The 16342-nt window shown below is 69.2% G+C and carries 14 protein-coding genes; 4 read left to right on the top strand and 10 right to left on the bottom strand.

From position 1 onward, the window contains the following. Positions 1-3 precede the first annotated feature (3 nt). Positions 4-1185, top strand: coding sequence for a DUF222 domain-containing protein (locus ACWF7A_RS14480; protein WP_452250921.1), 1182 nt, complete (start codon positions 4-6; stop codon positions 1183-1185). Positions 1186-1238: 53 nt separating this feature from the next. Here the strand turns inward: ACWF7A_RS14480 and ACWF7A_RS14475 are convergent, their stop codons facing one another. Beyond that, positions 1239-1697 (bottom strand): zinc-binding dehydrogenase, encoded by a 459-nt coding sequence (locus ACWF7A_RS14475; protein WP_452250920.1) that lies wholly within the window; start codon positions 1695-1697, stop codon positions 1239-1241. Positions 1698-1704: 7 nt separating this feature from the next. On the opposite strand from ACWF7A_RS14475, the gene ACWF7A_RS14470 reads away from it, so the two are divergent. Together ACWF7A_RS14470 and ACWF7A_RS14465 are read left to right on the top strand one after the other, a co-directional pair. After that, complete coding sequence (locus ACWF7A_RS14470; protein ID WP_452250919.1) at positions 1705-2181, top strand: MmyB family transcriptional regulator; 477 nt, start codon at positions 1705-1707, stop codon at positions 2179-2181. 12 nt (positions 2182-2193) lie between these two features. After that, positions 2194-2937, top strand: coding sequence for a maleylpyruvate isomerase family mycothiol-dependent enzyme (locus ACWF7A_RS14465; protein WP_452250918.1), 744 nt, complete (start codon positions 2194-2196; stop codon positions 2935-2937). A gap of 7 nt (positions 2938-2944) precedes the next feature. Here ACWF7A_RS14465 and ACWF7A_RS14460 read toward each other — a convergent pair whose 3' ends face one another. From ACWF7A_RS14460 to ACWF7A_RS14435, 6 genes are all read right to left on the bottom strand, one after another. After that, on the bottom strand, positions 2945-3832 hold the full coding sequence (locus ACWF7A_RS14460; RefSeq protein WP_452250917.1) for a hypothetical protein: 888 nt from the start codon (positions 3830-3832) through the stop codon (positions 2945-2947). A 91-nt stretch (positions 3833-3923) separates the two neighbouring features. Next, positions 3924-4484, bottom strand: a complete 561-nt coding sequence (locus tag ACWF7A_RS14455) for an acyltransferase (protein ID WP_093588168.1) — start codon at positions 4482-4484, stop codon at positions 3924-3926. After that, complete coding sequence (locus ACWF7A_RS14450) at positions 4484-5563, bottom strand: DegT/DnrJ/EryC1/StrS family aminotransferase (RefSeq protein WP_452250916.1); 1080 nt, start codon at positions 5561-5563, stop codon at positions 4484-4486. The genes ACWF7A_RS14455 and ACWF7A_RS14450 overlap by 1 nt, the downstream gene beginning before the upstream one ends. Further along, positions 5560-6207 carry an acetyltransferase gene (locus ACWF7A_RS14445; RefSeq protein ID WP_452250915.1) on the bottom strand — a complete coding sequence of 216 codons (648 nt, stop codon included), beginning with the start codon at positions 6205-6207 and terminating at the stop codon, positions 5560-5562. Before ACWF7A_RS14445 ends, ACWF7A_RS14450 begins: the two co-directional genes overlap by 4 nt. 7 nt (positions 6208-6214) lie before the next feature. Next, positions 6215-10990, bottom strand: coding sequence for a DUF4082 domain-containing protein (locus tag ACWF7A_RS14440; RefSeq protein ID WP_452250914.1), 4776 nt, complete (start codon positions 10988-10990; stop codon positions 6215-6217). A 148-nt stretch (positions 10991-11138) separates the two neighbouring features. Continuing rightward, entirely contained in the window at positions 11139-12266 is a 1128-nt protein-coding gene (locus ACWF7A_RS14435) for a DegT/DnrJ/EryC1/StrS family aminotransferase (protein WP_452250913.1), read from the bottom strand. Positions 12267-12296: 30 nt separating this feature from the next. On the opposite strand from ACWF7A_RS14435, the gene ACWF7A_RS14430 reads away from it, so the two are divergent. Beyond that, entirely contained in the window at positions 12297-12494 is a 198-nt protein-coding gene (locus tag ACWF7A_RS14430; RefSeq protein WP_452250912.1) for a hypothetical protein, read from the top strand. Between the two features lie 190 nt (positions 12495-12684). Here the strand turns inward: ACWF7A_RS14430 and ACWF7A_RS14425 are convergent, their stop codons facing one another. Genes ACWF7A_RS14425 through ACWF7A_RS14415 form a run of 3 tightly spaced genes read right to left on the bottom strand, consistent with a single transcriptional unit; the run spans position 12685 to position 16231 of the window. After that, positions 12685-13692, bottom strand: coding sequence for an NAD-dependent epimerase/dehydratase family protein (locus tag ACWF7A_RS14425; protein ID WP_452250911.1), 1008 nt, complete (start codon positions 13690-13692; stop codon positions 12685-12687). Further along, on the bottom strand, positions 13692-14714 hold the full coding sequence (locus ACWF7A_RS14420) for a Gfo/Idh/MocA family protein (protein ID WP_452250910.1): 1023 nt from the start codon (positions 14712-14714) through the stop codon (positions 13692-13694). Before ACWF7A_RS14420 ends, ACWF7A_RS14425 begins: the two co-directional genes overlap by 1 nt. 14 nt (positions 14715-14728) lie before the next feature. Continuing rightward, complete coding sequence (locus ACWF7A_RS14415; protein ID WP_452250909.1) at positions 14729-16231, bottom strand: sugar transferase; 1503 nt, start codon at positions 16229-16231, stop codon at positions 14729-14731. Positions 16232-16342 lie beyond the last annotated feature (111 nt).

Here is a 16342-nt window from a genome sequence, read left to right as displayed (position 1 = left end):
CGCATGTCAGCCCTCGGTCTCGCCTCCCCGCTGGAGCTCCTCGATGAGCTCAAGCAGAAGGTTCGCGCGCTGCACCGGCTGCAGTTCCAGGTGCTGGAGATCGTCGGCGCGCTGGATCAGCAGGGTGCGGCAGAGTCGTTGGGCTACAAGGATCTGATCGAACTCTTCAAGCACTCGCTGCGGTGGGAATCCAAGCTCTCACGCCGCAAACTCGCCCAGGCCAAGGCTGTGTGCTCCACCGTCACCCCGAGCGGGGCGACGGTGGAGCCGCTGCTCCCGCTGGCAGCGGCGGCGATGGCCGCCGGAGATCTGTCCGACGACCACGTCGACGTGGTGACAGAGGCGATGGCGGGCCTGCCCCCCATCGCCGAGGTCCACCTCGTCGGCTACGCCCAGCAGCACGAACCCCGGTCGGTCAAAGCGTTCTGCAAGGAACTCGCCTACCACCTGGACCAGGACGGCCCAGAACCCAAGGATCCCGAGCCTGCGCAGCCGCACAACGTGGTCCGCCGCCAGTGGAAGGCCGGCCGCTACCACCTCTTCGCCGACGTGGATGCCGAGACCGGCGCGAAGCTGGACGCACTGATCACCCCGCTGGCCAAGCCCGCACCGGCCGATCTCCGCTTCGCACCGGAGCGAGAAGGCGACGCGTTCTGCGAGGTGATCGACCTGGCAATGCGCGCAAGCCACCACCACATCACCGGCGGCGAACGCGTCCAGCTGACCATCACCCTCGACTACGACAAGCTCCGGGCCGGCATCGGCACCGCCCGCCTGGACAACGGCGAGCAGATCCCGATGCACCAGGTCCGCAAGATCTCCTGCGACGCCGCCGTGATCCCGATGCTGCTGGGCACCCGCTCCCAGGTCCACGACGTGGGCCGCAGGACCAGGACCATCAACGCGGGCCTGCGCCGGATCCTGGTGGCCAGAGACAAGGGCTGCACCTTCCCGGGCTGCGACCGCCCGCCGAGTCACTGCGAAGCCCACCACGTCCAGCACTGGTCGAACGGCGGCGAGACCAACCTCGGCAACCTGACCCTGCTCTGCCGCCGCCACCACGACCTGGTTCACCACTCCGACTGGCAACTCCACATGGCCAGCGGCATACCGACCTACCGACCACCGGCCTACGTAGACCCTCACCGCACACCGCGCCACAACCAGATCCACGTGGTCGCCTGACCCACACACAGCCCGCCCAGCCGAGCTGTGCCGCCGAACCATCCCCGCCTACCTCAGCTGGAAACGGAGATGACGTGCTTGCCCAGTACGCCGCCGCGTTCGAAGGCTTCGTGCGCAATCGCGATGTCGGCCAGCGGGTACACGCTGTGCACCACCGGGCGGAGCGCGCCGGACGTGACGTGGTCGGCCAGGTCGTCCAGCACGGCGTAACCGGGGTTGGCGCTGAACGTGCGGATGCGCCGGGAGCGGTGGACGTTCGACACCGCGATCGCGGCCAAAGCGGGACCGGAGAGCGCGATGGTGACCATCCGGCCGCCCTTGGCCAGCCTGCCGCGGTACCGGTGCAGCTCGGAGCCGACCGTGTCGACGACGACGTCGAACGGTCCGACCTGGTCCGGGGTGGTGGTGCCGTGGTCGAGGACCACGTCGGCTCCCAGAGCGCTGAGGACCTCGGCGTGACGGTCGCGGGCGAGTGCGGTGACGTGGCCGCCCATCGCGTGAGCCAGTTGCACGGCCGCGGTGCCCACGCCTCCGGCCGCGCCCCGGACCAGGACCCGCTCCCCCTCGGCCAGCCCCACGCTGTCCCGCAACGCGATCAGCGCCGTGCTGCTCGCCCTGCTGCTGCACCCGGAGGCCGGCCAGGCGTGCCCGGACCGCGCGGCCACGGTCGCGGAGCTGACCGGGATGCTGCGAGCCCAGGTCTCCGCCGAGCCAGGGCATCCGCGTGCGACGGAGCTGGTGGAGGACCTGAAGGCGCACAGCGGAGAGTTCGCGGCGCTGTGGTCCCGCCACGACGTCGAGGGCACGACCCGCGGCCGCATGCGCGTCCACCACCCGCTGGTCGGCGAGCTGAACCTGGACTGGGACGCCTACCCGATCCCCGGCGCGCCGGGCCCCGTGCTCCTCGTCTACACCGTCGAGCCGGGCAGCCGGGACGACGAACGCCTTCGCCTGCTCGCCGCGGAAAATGAGTGTGCGCCCATCCCGGCACGGTGATAGACAGCGCCCGTGCACAACAACCTGGCGTTCCCCGACCTCCTGCGACTGATCGAGGAGCGGACCGCCGCCTTCACCACCGCCATCGCCTCCGCCCCTGATCTGGACGCACCGGTGCCGTCGTGCCCCGGCTGGACGCTGTACGACCTGGTCCAGCACCTGGGTGACGGCCGCCGCAAGTGGGCGGAGATCGTCGCCGCCGGCCCGGCCGACGCTCCCCCGGCCCGCACCCCGGTCGAGGCGCCGCGCGAAGACCTCGTTGCGTGGATGACGGAGTCGTCGCGGCTGCTGGTCGACGCGCTGAAGGAGTCCGGCCCCGACCGCGGCTGCTGGGCGTGGTGGAGCGACTTCCAGTCGCCGAGGACCACCGGTACCGCGGCCCGCCACCAGCTCCAGGAGATCGCGGTCCACACCTACGACGCCCAGCTCACCATCGGCGCCCCGCAGCCGTTGCCGGCCGAGGTGGCGCTCGACGGCGTGGAGGAGTTCCAGACGACCTGCGTCGCGACGACGTCACCGTGGCCGCACGAGCCCGTGATCGTCGACTACCACGCCGCCGAGGGCCGTTCCTGGCGCGTGACGCTCGACGGCGAGGGCGCTCGGCTCGGTGACGTCCCGGGCACGGCCGACACCACGTTCAGCGGCACGGCGAGTGACCTGGTGCTGTCCTTCTACGGCCGCTTGACCGCGGACGACCTGAAGGTCGAGGGCGACCGGCGCACGTTCGACCGGCTTGTGGCCTGGGAGCCCGAATAACCCAGGCTCAGGCGGTTCCGTGCTCCAGGCCCACGGTGAAGAGCATGTCCTCGAAGTCGTTGGAGTAGTAGGTCGCCATGCCCGCGCCGTCGTGGTGCCCGACGGTTTCGAGCCCGCCCACGGGCAGAGGACGCCACCAGTACACCCGTGAGCTGAGCTGGAAGGCGCTGTTCGCGTGGCACTCGGCGGTGAGCCGCCCGACCTCGTCCAGCGCCGCCAGCACGCCCGCGGTGTCCTGGTCGCGGATGACGGAGAAGACGAACTGGTCGCGGGCGGGCATCGCGACCAGTGCGCCGTGGGGCGCCTCGGCCACCCCGGTCACCGCCTCGATCACCCACGGGATGATCAGCACCAGGGAGCCGACGTAGTCCGACCCTTGCAGGTAGTAGACGCCGTCGGCCTCGAAGTACCCGTCCGGCAGCTCTCTCGCCAGGTTCTCCGCCCCGGCGTCGTAGAGCTGGTCGTAACCGTGCCGCAGCACGTCCTCGTCCCTCATGACCACGATGGAGTCGGGGCGGTCGAGGGCGAACACCTGGAGCAGGCCGGGCGTGATCTCGCCGGCGTAGGACGCGACCTCCGACACCCCGCTGTCCGAAGTGGCCAGACGCAGGTAGGTGCGCTGGAGCACGACGTCGGACGGCCCTTCGAGGTCGGACCCGTCCCTCGTGCCGAGAGCGACGGCCCGCCGGAAGTGTTCGTCGACCAGGTCCGGCCACTCGTCGGCCGGGACGCCTGCCAGGCTCGCCGACAGCGACTCGAACCCGAGCTCCAGCGGCTCCGGGTGGATGATCTCGACGTGGTCGTCGTGGACGGCGATCCGCATGCCGATGAACGCCGGACTGCGGCGGGCCAGGTGGCGCAACCGGTCCTGTTGCGCGGTGGTGAGCAGATGCACCGCCGGGACGTTACAAGTCCTGCGGCGACGCGTCCGGGTTTTACGCGAAAGGGCCGCCGAAGCCCTGGCTCCGGCGGCCCTGAACGCTTGCTCAGACGGCTTTCAGGCCGTCCGGCGTCTCCTCGTGCCGGATCCCGCACTCAGGACACGAGAAATCATCTGAGAGCCGAACTCCACACGCGCAGACCCAGCCCTTCACCACAGCCGGGTTGCCCGCCACGAACGCGTGCGCGGGCACCGAGCGCGTGATCACCGCACCGGCCGCCGCGAACGCGTGCTCGCCGATCTCCGTGCCGCACACGACGATCGCGCCGGCGCCCAGAGTCGCACCACGCCGAACCAGCGTGGTCTCCAGCGCGTCGCCGGTCTTCTTGACGTGCGCCCGAGGCCGCAGGTCGTTGGTGAACAACACGTTCGGCCCGAGGAACACGTCGTCCTCGCACGTGACACCGTCGAAGACCAGCGTCCCGTTCTTGACCGTCACGTTGTTGCCCAGCACCGCGCGCGACTCGACGAACGCGCCGTCGCAGATGTTGCAGTCACGGCCGATGCGCGCGCCCGGCAGCACGTGCGCGAACGCCCACACGCGCGTGCCGTCGCCCACGTCCTCGGACTCGCACAGACCCTTGGGGTGCACGCGCACGCCCGTCATCAGAGCGCCGCCTTCAACGCCTCGACGACGCGAGCCTGCTGCGCCTCGGTGATCTCCGGGAACAGCGGCAGCGACAGGATCTCCGCGGCCGAGGTCTCCGCCACCGGGAACGAGCCGTCGAGGTGGGCGAACGCGCCGGTCTTGTGCAGCGGCGTCGGGTAGTGGATGCCGGCGCCGATCCCGGCCTCGTGCAACGACTTCAGCACGCGGTCGCGCTCGGCGACGCGCACGACGTAGAGGTGCCAGACGGGCAGGTTGCCGTCGAGGACCACCGGCGTGCGCACGCCTTCCACGTCGGCCAGCATCTCGGTGTAGCGGGACGCGGCCGCACGGCGGGCCTGGTTCCAGCCCTCGAGGCGGCGCAGCTTCGCGGACAGCACCACGGCCTGCAGCGTGTCGAGGCGGCTGTTGAAGCCGAGCACCGGGTGCTCGTACTTGCGCGGCGACCCGTGCTCGCGCAGCAGCTTCACGGACTCGGCGATCGCGTCGGACGTCGTCAGCACCGCGCCGCCGTCGCCGTACGCGCCGAGGTTCTTGCCGGGGTAGAACGAGGTCGCGGCGGCGACACCGAGGCCACCGACGGCCACGCCGTTGCGGCGTGCGCCCTGGGCCTGCGCGGCGTCCTCGACGACCGGCACGCCCAGCGGCAGCAGTTCGACGGGCGCGGCCTGGCCGTAGAGGTGCACGGGCACGATGGCCTTGGTGCGAGAGGTGATCACGGAGGACACCTGAGTGGTGTCGATCAGCAGCGTGTCGTCCACGCAGTCCACGAGCACGGGCGTCGCGCCTGCACGGGCGACGGCCTCGGCCGTGGCGATGAAGGTGTTGGCGGGCAGCACGACCTCGTCGCCGTGGCCGACGCCCAGCGCGCGCAACGCCAGCTCGATGGCGTCGGTGCCGTTGGCGACACCGATGGCGTGCGGAACTTCCTGGTAGGCAGCGAACTCGGACTCGAACCGGGCGACCTGGGGGCCGCCGATGAAGGCCGTCGTCTTGAGCACCTCGGCCCAGCCGTCGGCGACCTCGTCGGCCACCTGCTCGTGCTGGGCACGCAGGTCCACCAGCGGAATCTCGATCACGCGCTCTCCCCACGCAACGGGCGGGCCGGCACGCCGGCCCACGTCTCTCCTGCCGGAACGTCCTGCAGGACAACGGCTCCCATGCCGATCACGGCACCGGCGCCGATCTTCAACCCCTCGCGCACCATGGCTCCCTGTCCGAGGTACGCGGCCTCCCCGACGTGCACAGAACCCGCGAGCGAGGCGCGGCCGGCGAACGTGACGCCGTCCGACACCTCGTCGTCGTGGGTGATCAGCACGTGGGGCATGGCCACCACGTGCTTGCCGATCGACAGCGGGGTCGTGATCACGACACCCGCCAGCAGAACCGTTCCGGCGCCCAGAGAAGCGCCGGAGGTGACGGCCGCCGGGTGGACGATGGTCGCCCACCGCTCGTCCGGCAGGTCGAGCCTCCTGGCCACGGCCAGCCGGACCAGCGACCGCCGCGCGCTCGCGATGCAGAGCACGACGGCCGCGTCCGGGTGGTCGGCCAGGGAGTCGATCCCGCCCAGCACGGGCACCCCGTCCATCAGGGTGCCGTGCAGGGCGGTGGAGTCGTCGAGAGCCCCGAGGGGCTCCCACGTCTCCGGGAGGAGGCGGACCGCCGCGAGAGTCTCGCGAGCGAGTCCACCTGCCCCGATGAACAGCAGTGGCCGTGCGGTCACCCGTGCATCACTGGAACACCACGTCCACCCAGTAGTTGCCACCGTTGTAGGTCGAGGTCGGGAAGCCCGACCCGGCCGTGAACACACCGGCGGACGGCGAGGCGGTCAGCGGCGGTGAGGTCACCGTGCCGAAGTAGCCCGCGTTGACCGCGTAGTGGCCCGTGGTGGTCGTGTACGAGGCCGTGTACTCGGTGTTCGCCGTGATCGTCACCGGCGAGCTGAAGGTCAGCGTCTGCCAGCCGGACTCGGTCTCGTTCGAGAACGTGCCGGTGGCGAGGCGCTGGCCGTCCGAGGACCAGAGCGATCCGGTGTGCGTACCCGTGTTGCCCGCTCCCTTGTAGAACTTCACGCCGGTGATCTGCCCGTTCGTCGCCGACGTGAACTTCACGCCGAGCTCGTACGCGCCGTTGTCGTCCGCCGACGTTACCGAGGGAACCGTCGCCGCGCTGAACAACGAGCACGGGCAGGTCTGCGTCGTCGCGGTCGTGAACGACCATGTGACCGGGTTGGCCATCATGTTGCCGAACGTGTCCGCGGCCTTGGCGCTCACCGAGTACACAGTGGACGCCGCGAACCTGGCGGCGGGCGTGAACGTGATCATCCTGCTGTCCTGCGAGAGCGACCTCGTGCCGGCGATCTTCGCGCCACCGGGGTCGGTGACGTCGAACTGCGCCGAGTTGAGGTCCACGGGCTCGTCGAACGACACGGTGACCGTGGAGTTCAGCGCGACGGCCTGCGCACCCGCCAGCGGGGTGTGCGACTGCGCCACCGGGGCCACGTTGTCGGCGTTGGGCTGGTACATCACGTCGACCCAGTAGTTGCCCGAGCCGTACGTCATGGTCGGGAACCCGCTGCCCGGAACGAAGACGCCGTTGGTCTCCTGCGGCGCCGTCAGCGGACCGGACGTGACCGGGCCCGTCCCGAAGTACCCGGCGTTCACCGCGTAGTGCCCGGTGGTCGTCGTGTACGAGGCGGTGTAGGTCTGACCGGAGCTGACGATCACCGGCTGGGCGAACGTGAGCGTCTGCCAGCCCGTCGCGGTCTCACCCGTGAAGGTGCCCGTGGCGAGGCGCTGGCCGTTGGCGTTCCAGAGGCTGCCGGTGTGCGTGCCGGTGTTGCCGGATCCCTTGTAGAAGCGGACACCGGTGATCTGGCCCGACTGGGTCGGGGTGATCCGGACACCGAGCTCGTAGGCGCCCGAGTCGTCCGCGGACGTCTCGTCCGGCACCGTCGCCGTGCTGAAGAGCGAGCACGGGCAGGTCGGCGTCGTGGTCGTCGTGAAGTTCCACTCCGCGGCAGCCGTCATCGCGATGCCGTTGACGTCCGCGATGCCCACGTGCGCCTGGTACTGCGTACCCGACACGAGCTTGGCGGACGGCGTCCAGGTGACCGTCTTCTGGTCTCCGGACAGCGACACCGAGCCGGACAGCTTGCCGCCCTTCGGGTCCTTCAGCCAGATCTGCGCCGACGCGGGGTCGACCGGCTCGCTGAACGTCGCCGACAGCGCGCTCTGCAGGCCCACGTTCGTCGCGTTCACGGCCGGCGTGCGGTTCGTGATCGTCGGCGGCGTGGTGTCACCGTTGAGGCCGTTGCGGTAGATGACGTCGACCCAGTAGTTGGTCGCGTTGTAGGAGTTGTTCGGGAAGCCGGCGCCGTACTTGTAGACGCCGTTGCCGCCGTCCGTGCCGTTCTGCAGCGCGTGCAGCGACTGGTAGCTCGCCTCCTGGCCGTTGAAGTAGCCGGAGGTGACCGAGTACCGGCCGTTGGGCGCGGTGTAGGAGACGACGTACGTCGTGTTCGCCTGCACCTGGACCGGTGAGGTGAACATCAGCTTCTGCCAGCCGGACGTGGTCTCCCCGGTGAACGTGCCGGTCGCGAGCAGCAGACCCGTGGAGGTCCACAGCGAGCCGGTGTGCGAACCGGTGTTGCCGGTGCCCTTGTAGAAGCGGACGCCGAGCACCTCGCCCTTGCCGTCGAAGCGGACCTTCGTGCCGACCTCGACCGCGCTGGTGTCACCGGAGTCGACGACCGCCGGTGCCGCGAAGTCGTCCCAGACGGTGCACGGGCAGGTCGCCGGGCGCGGCGAGCCTGTCGTGAACGTCCAGTTCGCCTGCGAGGACAGGTTTCCGGCCGCGTCCGCGGCCCTCATCGTGACGGTGTAGGCCGTGGCCGCCGCCAGTGGTGCCGAGGGCGTGAACGTGATCGTGCGGGCGTCGTTCGAGATCGACTTGGTGCCCGTGACCGCACCCGACGGACCCGTCACCGTGACCTGGGCCGAGGAGAGCGTCACGTTCTCGTCGAACGTGCCGGACACCGTGGTGTTCAGCGCGACGGAACCGGCGTTGGCCACCGGGGACATCGCGCTCTGGAGCGGCGCGCGGGTGTCGGGACCGGGGTCCGTCGCCCACACCACGTCGACCCAGTAGTTGGTGTGGTCGAACGTCTGGTTCGGGAAGCCGGCGCCGAAGCGGAAGACGCCGTTCGGTCCGTCCACACCGGACTGCAGGCCGGTGATCGGCTGCATGTACGCCTGCTGCTGGTAGAACCCGCCGGTGTCGTAGGCGAAGTGCCCCGTCGGCGTGTAGTAGCTGACGATGTACGTCGTGTTGCCGTTCACCGCGACGGGTTGCGGGAAGAGCAGCGTCTGCCACCCCGTCGGGCTCTCGTTCGAGAACGTGCCGGTGGCGAGCAGGTCACCGTTGGAGGACCACAGGCTGCCGGTGTGCGTGCCGGTGTTGCCGGTGCCCTTGTAGAACTTCACGCCGCGGACGTAGCCGTTGCTCGCGGCCTTCCACTTCACGCCGAGCTCGAGCTGCGAGCTGTCGTCGGCGGAGGTGACCTTCGGGACCTCCGTGCCGGAGAACATGCCGCACGGGCAGGTCTTGGCGCCGACGGTCGGCGTCGCGGACACGGGCGTGGACAGGTTCAGCGAGTCGTCGACCGCGCGGACCCTGATCTGTGCCGTGCCGGACTGGTTCGGCGTGTAGGTGTAGCTCCACGACGTCTGGCCGGCCTGCCAGGTCGCGTAGTGCCAGCGGGTGCCGCCGTCGGTCGAGACCTCGACGCCCGCGACCTTGCCGGCGGCGTCGATCACGGTGCCGCTGAAGGTGTAGGGCTGGCCGACCGTCGACTGCGCGGGCAGCGTCGTGATCTGCACGCCCGGTGCCGCGTTGTCGTTGATGGCGCCGGAGATGGTCAGCTGGTCGGCCGCCCACAGCTGGTAGGGCTGGACGCCCATGTCAGCGAGGAAGTTGACGGTCGCCTGCTTGATCCGCTTGTCCGACGTCGGGGTGTTGGTCGGGAACGCGTGCTCGTCGTCGACGCCCCACGCCCACTGGACCGTGCCCGCGCCGAACACCAGCGCACCGGAGGGCGCGCGGTAGTACGTGATCGCGTGGGTCTCGGTGCTCGAGCCGTACTCGTCGCCGTAGTTCTTCAGCGCGTAGTAGCCGTCGAGGTTCACCGTCGTGCGGGACATCTGCGCGACGCCGGCGGGCTGGAAGCCGTTGTCGTAGACGGTGTTCCACTCGTAGCCGAGCGTGCCGGGCTGGAACGTGTACGTGGTGCCCGCGGCCAGGTTGACCAGGTCGGTGTTGCGCCAGAGCCGCATCTTGCCGTACGCGGCCGGGACCTGCAGCGAGTCGTCACGCCGGCCGTTCACCGTGAACATGTTGCCGAGCAACGCGTTCTCGGGTCTGCCGCCGTCCTGCGGAGGGCTGTAGCGCGGGTCGCGCCACGTGCCGGTCCAGGTGTTCTCCCCGTCGTTCTGCGCGCCCTTGGTCTCCTTGTAGCAGACGATGGTGCGCCAGTCCGTCTGGGAGGAGTCGATGCTCTTGTCGTACTTCGTCTTCCAGAAGATCTCGTTGCCGGTCAGGAACGCCATGTGCACACCCGCGTCACGGGCGGCCATCACGTTGTTCCACTGCTCGTTCGACCAGTACTCGTCGTGGCCGACCGCCATGAACACCTTGTGGTTCTTGATCAGGTGGCCGCGGCGGGCGGAGTCGACGTCGGTCGTGTAGCTCATGTCGTACCCGTTGCGCTCGAGGAACCTGAGCATCGGGTACTCGGCGTTGAAGATGAAGTTCTCGTCGCCGTCGCCGCCGGTGTACGGGCGGTTGTAGCTGACCTTGTACGAGGAACCGCCCTGGCCGGGGCCGTCACCGAAGTAGAGGCTGTTGCCGCCGTAGCGGTTGTAGGCGACCCAGGTGGCGTCGGAGGTCTGGAAGAAGATCTTCGACTGGGAGCTGTCGTCGCGGACGACGAACGCCATCTCGTTCTCGGCGCCGGTGTCGTTGCGCGTCATGCGCACGTAGTAGATGCCGGAGACCGCGGTGGACGGGATGTTCCAGGTGACCGACACGGCCCAGTTGCCGTAGTCGATGAGCGCGCTCGCCGCTTCCCGCAGACATGGTGGCTGGTTCTGCGGTGTGTTCCGGTTGACCGTGCCCATGTACCGGGCGCCCTTGCCGCCGTACCAGCCCATCCGGTAGATGTCGAGCTTGTACGAGGAGGCCGACGTCAGCATCTTGAAGCTGACGGTCTGGCCGATGTTGTAGCTGATGTCCGTTGTGTACCCGAGGATCGTGTCGTCCCGGTACTGGGCCTGCCAGTTGTCCGCCCCGGTCTGCGTGTTCTCACACGCGACCTTGTTGGTGACCGGGAAGTCACACGGAGCGGCGTTGGCCTTCGGAGGGTTGAAGACGCCGAGCACGAACATCGTCGATGCGATTAATGCCGTGATCACAAGCACCCGCACGAGACGCGACTGCTGAGCCACCATTGGGTTTCACCTCTCGGACGGAGTTACCGTGTGTGATCCGCGCACTACGCTGGACAGCACAGGGCTGCTACTCCGAACGTCGGCGATCTCGTTAAAACTGTTACGTGTCAACACAAAAATGTTCCAGTGAGGGTTGAATCTTTATCTTTCAACCACGCACGGTCAGCCGGGATGTGTGGAGAGTTTCCGACAACGCTGACACGACCGTGTCCTGTTCGGACTCGGTCATGTCGTGGAAGAGCGGAAGGATCAGCGTCCGGGCCGTGAAGGCCTCGGTCGCCGGCAGCTCCGTGGTGGGGTGGCCGTAGTAGGCGGGTTCGAGGTGTGACGCCATGATTCCGCGCCGTGCGCTCACGCCGCGTTCGGCAAGGCCCGCAAGGACTTCCTGACGGTCGGCGCCTTCCGGCAGCCAGACCCAGAACGACTGGTAGTTCGTCGTCCCGTACTCAGGGTCACGAACGGTCGTGATGTCCTGGTCCGCCAGCAACTCGTGGTAACGCGCGGCCAACTCACGGCGACGGGTGATGATCGCGTCCAGTTTGGACAACTGCACCAGGCCGACGGCGGCCTGGATGTCCGTCATCCGGTAGTTGAACGCGGTCTCCAGGTACTGCTCGATGACGGCGCTGCCGCCGTGGTGGCGGTCGGCCGCCGAGACGCTCATGCCGTGCTCGCGCAGGCGCTTGAGCCGCACGACCCAGTCCGGGTCGTCGGTGGTGACCATGCCGCCCTCACCGGTGGTGAGGAGCTTGCGGGGGTGGAACGACCAGGCGGCCAGCAGCGCGTTCGTGCCGACCGGCTTGCCCTTGTAGGTGGAACCCGCCGCGCAGGCCGCGTCCTCGATGACCGCGATGCCGCGCGGTTCGCACAGCGCCTTGATGGCGTCGACGTCCGCGGGCACGCCGGCCTGGTGCACGACCATGACAGCGCGGGTGCGCTCGGTGAGCACCGGCTCCACTGTGGACGCGCTGAGGTTGCCGGTCTCCGCCTCGATGTCGGCGAAGACCGGGGTCGCGCCGGTGTAGCGCACCGAGTTCGCGGTGGCGATGAACGACAACGACGGCACGACGACCTCGTCGCCGGGGCCGATGCCGAGCAGGTGCACGGCCAGGTGCAGGCCGGTCGTGCACGACGACACGGCGACACCGTGGGCGGCACCGACCGACGCGGCGAACGCCTCTTCGAACTCGCGGACCCGCGGGCCCTGCGCCACCCAGCCGGACCGGACGGCCTCGGCGGCGGCGAGCGCCTCTTCCTCACCGAGCAATGGCCGCATAACCGGAATCACTGGTACTGCCCTTCATCGGTGGCCTGGGTGTCGGCGGGTGCCGGCCTGCTCGACGGCGGTGTGGAGCAGGACGGCACCCGCGGACGTCTGGGGTGCGTCCGCGGGCCGGGACTCCGGCCGCACGCGGACTTCGTGGTGCGCCCGCACGGCTGGAGTGCCAGCCGAACGCGGACCTGGTGCCGCGCCCGCGACGTGGCAGCGGCCCTACGGCGGTAGAGCCCCTGCACGAGCGGACTTCGTGCCTTGCCCGGGTGGAGTTCGACGGCGGTGAACTCCACCCGCACGACTGTCGTACCGCGTCCGCCGTGCCCTCCGAACGGGCCGGGCGAACGTTCGTACCGGGGTGCGGCCGCGGCGCACGCCGACCTGGGGGTGTCGGCGGCGCCACGGCCGCGGCTCTCGGGTGTTACTCGGCGGCGTTCTTCTCGGCGGCGGCCTTCTCGGCACGCCACCACGCGACGAGGTCGCGCAGTCCGCCGTCCATCTCGATCTCGGGCTTCCACCCGAGCTCGGTGGCCGCGAGGCTGATGTCGGCGAGGCGGCGCGTCACGCCGTTCACCTTGCGCTCGGGGCCGTGCTCCAGCGGCAGGTCGGAGTCCATCGCGGCAAGCAACGCGAGGGCGAGCTCCTTGAGCGAGGTCTCCTGGGAGGACGCGATGTTGTACACCGTGTCCGTGACCGGCGCCTTGGCCGCGAGGATGTTGGCGCGGGCGATGTCGTGCACGTGCACGAAGTCCATCGTCTGGGCGCCGTCGCCGAAGATGAGCGGCGACTTGCCGTCGACGATGCGCTCCATCCAGCGGATGAGCACCTCGGTGTACAGGCCGTGGACGTCCATCCGCGGGCCGTACACGTTGAAGTAGCGCAGCGCCACGTAGTCGAGGTCGTACATGGCCTTGAAGCTGCGCAGCATGCCCTCGTTGAACGCCTTCGCGGCGCCGTAGAAGGTGTCGTTGTTGTACGGGTGGTGCCGTTCGTCGGTGGGGAACGACTCCGCGAGGCCGTAGATGGAGGCCGACGACGACGCGATGACCTTCTTCACCCCGGCGGCCGCGGCGGCCTCGAGGATCGTGAACGTGCCGTCGACGAGGCACTCCAGCGCGAGCCGCGGTTCCTCGGCGCACTGGGTGATGCGGATGGCGGCGAGGTGGAAGACGAGGTCCTTGCCCTCGGTCAGCTCGCGCACCAGGGCCTTGTCGTTGATGTCGCCCTCGACGATGCGGACGACACCGGACTCCAGGGCGGACGCCAGGTTCTCGCGGCGGCCGCGCACGAAGTTGTCCAGCACGACGACCTCGGCCGCGCCGGCCTCGACGAGCTGGTCCACCACCGAGGAGCCGATCGTGCCCGCTCCGCCGGTCACCAGCGCGCGCTGGCCCGTGATGGGCTGGCCCAAGTCGTTCTGGGCGGTCATCAAGACACCTTGCCTTCAACTTGTTGAACGGGAACGAAGACCCCGCCGGAGCGCAGCGACTCCGACGCCGCCTCCAGCACCGCCAGCACGCGCAGACCCGCGCGGCCGTCGGTCAGCGGTGCGCGCTTCTCGGTGATGGACGCGGCGAACTCCGCCATCATCGTGCGCAACGCCTCGCGTTCCACCAACGCCGGCGCGACCATGTCGCCGGTGCGGTAGGAGATCTTCTGCTGCTCCGGGGAGAGGTCGACACCCCGGTCGTAAATGGACAGCCGCTGCGCGGGATTGTTGTCGTCCCACACGACCGTGCGCTGCGAACCGCCGATGACCATCGTGCGAATCTTCGTCGGCGACAGCCAGTTCACGTGCACGTGCGTGATCGCCCCGTTGGACAGCCGCACGGTGAGGTGGCCGACGCACGCGACGCCGGCGCCGATCGGGTCGGAGCCGTGCGCCGAGACCTCGACCGGGGTGACGTCGTCGGGCAGGATCGCCTCGAAGATCGACAGGTCGTGCGGGGCGAGGTCCCAGAGGACGTCGACGTCGGGCTGCACCAGACCGAGGTTGATGCGCACCGAGTCGATGTACTGGATGTCGCCGAGGTCACCACCGCGGATGATCTTGCGCAGGTGCTGCACCGACGACGTGTACGCGAAGGTGTGGTCCAGCATCAGCGTGAGGCCGCGCTGCTCGGCGGTCTCGACGAGCTTGAGGCCGTCCTCGAAGTTGGCCGCGAGGGGCTTCTCCACGAGGACGTGCTTGCCGGCCTCCAGCGCCGCGAGGGCGACGGGCAGGTGCGTGGCCGCGGGTGTCGCGATGGCGACCGCGTGGACCTCGGGGTCGGCGAGGACCTCGTCCAGCGAGGCGGTGGCGCGCACCGTCGAGTACTGGCCCAGCACGCGCTGGGCCTTCTCGACGTCGAGGTCGCAGAGGTAGCGGAGGTGCAGCTCCGGAGTGGCCTGGGCGTTGCGAACGAGGTTCGGCCCCCAGTACCCGGCTCCGATGACGGCAAGGCCAATCACGTCTTGGTTCCCCATCAGTAAGCCCCCTGGCCGCCGAAGACGGCGCGGAAGGTCTTCCACATGATCACGAGGTCGAGTGCGAGCGACCAGTCCTCGACGTAGCGCAGGTCGAGGCGGATCGACTCCTCCCACGAGAGATCGCTCCGGCCGCTCACCTGCCACAGACCGGTCAGGCCGGGCTTCACCAGCAGGCGGCGCCGCACGTCCGAGGAGTACTTCGCGGTCTCCTCCGGCAGCGGCGGGCGCGGACCGACGAGCGACATGCTGCCCGCGAGGACGTTGAACAGCTGCGGCAGCTCGTCGATCGAGTAGCGGCGCAGGAACGTGCCGACCTTGGTGATGCGAGGGTCCTTCTTCATCTTGAACAGCACGCCGTTGCCCTCGTCGACACTGGCGAGCCTGGCGCGCAACGCGTCGGCGTTGGTCACCATGGTGCGGAACTTGATGATCGTGAACGGGACACCGGTCTTGCCGACCCGCTTCTGGCGGTAGAACACGGGTCCACGGCTGTCGATCATCACGAACGCGGCGACGGCGAACATGAGCGGCGCCAGCAGGACGAGGAGGAGGAACGCTCCGACGCGATCCACGACCTCCTTGACCAGGCGGCGGAACCCGCTCAGTGCCGGCTCGCTCACGCGCAGCAGCGGCATGCCGAGCACGGCGCTCATGTGCAGTCGCGGGCCGGCGACCTCCATGAGTCCGGGCGACACGACCATTTCGGCACCGGAACCCTCGAGTGCCCACGCGAGCTGCTGGAGACGGCGAGGTGTCCAGTAGGCATCGGGCGTGACGGCGACGATGCGGTACCCACCGCGGCGGACGTGCTCGGCGAGCTCGCGCAGCTGGCCGACGACGGGCACGCCGTCGACATCGGTGCCGGAGCGGCCGCGGCCGTCGATCGTGCAGATCGCGTCCACGCGCCAGCCCAGGTGGGCGACGCGCTTGGTGCGGTGGATGAGGTCCTCGACGGTGTCCAGGTTGCCTGCGGCGAGGACCGAGAGCAGGAAACGTCCTTCACTGCGGCCGCGGTGCAGCGGGCGGCGCAGGAGGTAGCGCATGGGGAACGCGACCAGGGCGATCGCGGGGACTACGACGAAGATCCACAGGCGAGCGCCGGGGATGTCGACGGCGAGCGCTCCGAGGCCGAGCGCCACGACGGCACCGAACAAACCCCGGCCGAGTCTTCGGAACTCCTCGGCTCCCTGGCCGAGGACCGTCGGTGTCCACACTCGGTTGATGGCGAGCGAGCCAACGACGAGGACTACTGTGAGTATGTCCAGCAGAGCAAGGGAAAGCGGGCCGAAGGCTGTGTGACGCATGCTCATGACCGCACCGACGGCGAGGACGACCAGGGCAACGGTCAGCACGTCGGCGGTGATCACGGCATAGCGGTAGCGGCTTTCCCAGCGGGCAACGGGTGGGTGCGTCTGTCTGTGTTCCGACAGAGGATTGAGCGTGGAGCGCGACCCTTCGACGTCAGCGACGTCACGGGTAGCGCGGACCTGCTCACTCATCGTTCTGATCTCCCCGGCTCAGCGGCGATTCCGGACGTGCACGTGCACAGGTCACCCCGAGGACCTTGATTCTTAGGACTCCGCGATCTTCGCCAGCGCCGTCGAAACTGG

Source organism: Lentzea sp. NPDC055074 (assembly GCF_053608005.1).
The sequence above is the reverse complement of the archived record's forward strand: the minus strand, read 5'-3'. Positions and strand labels throughout refer to the sequence as shown.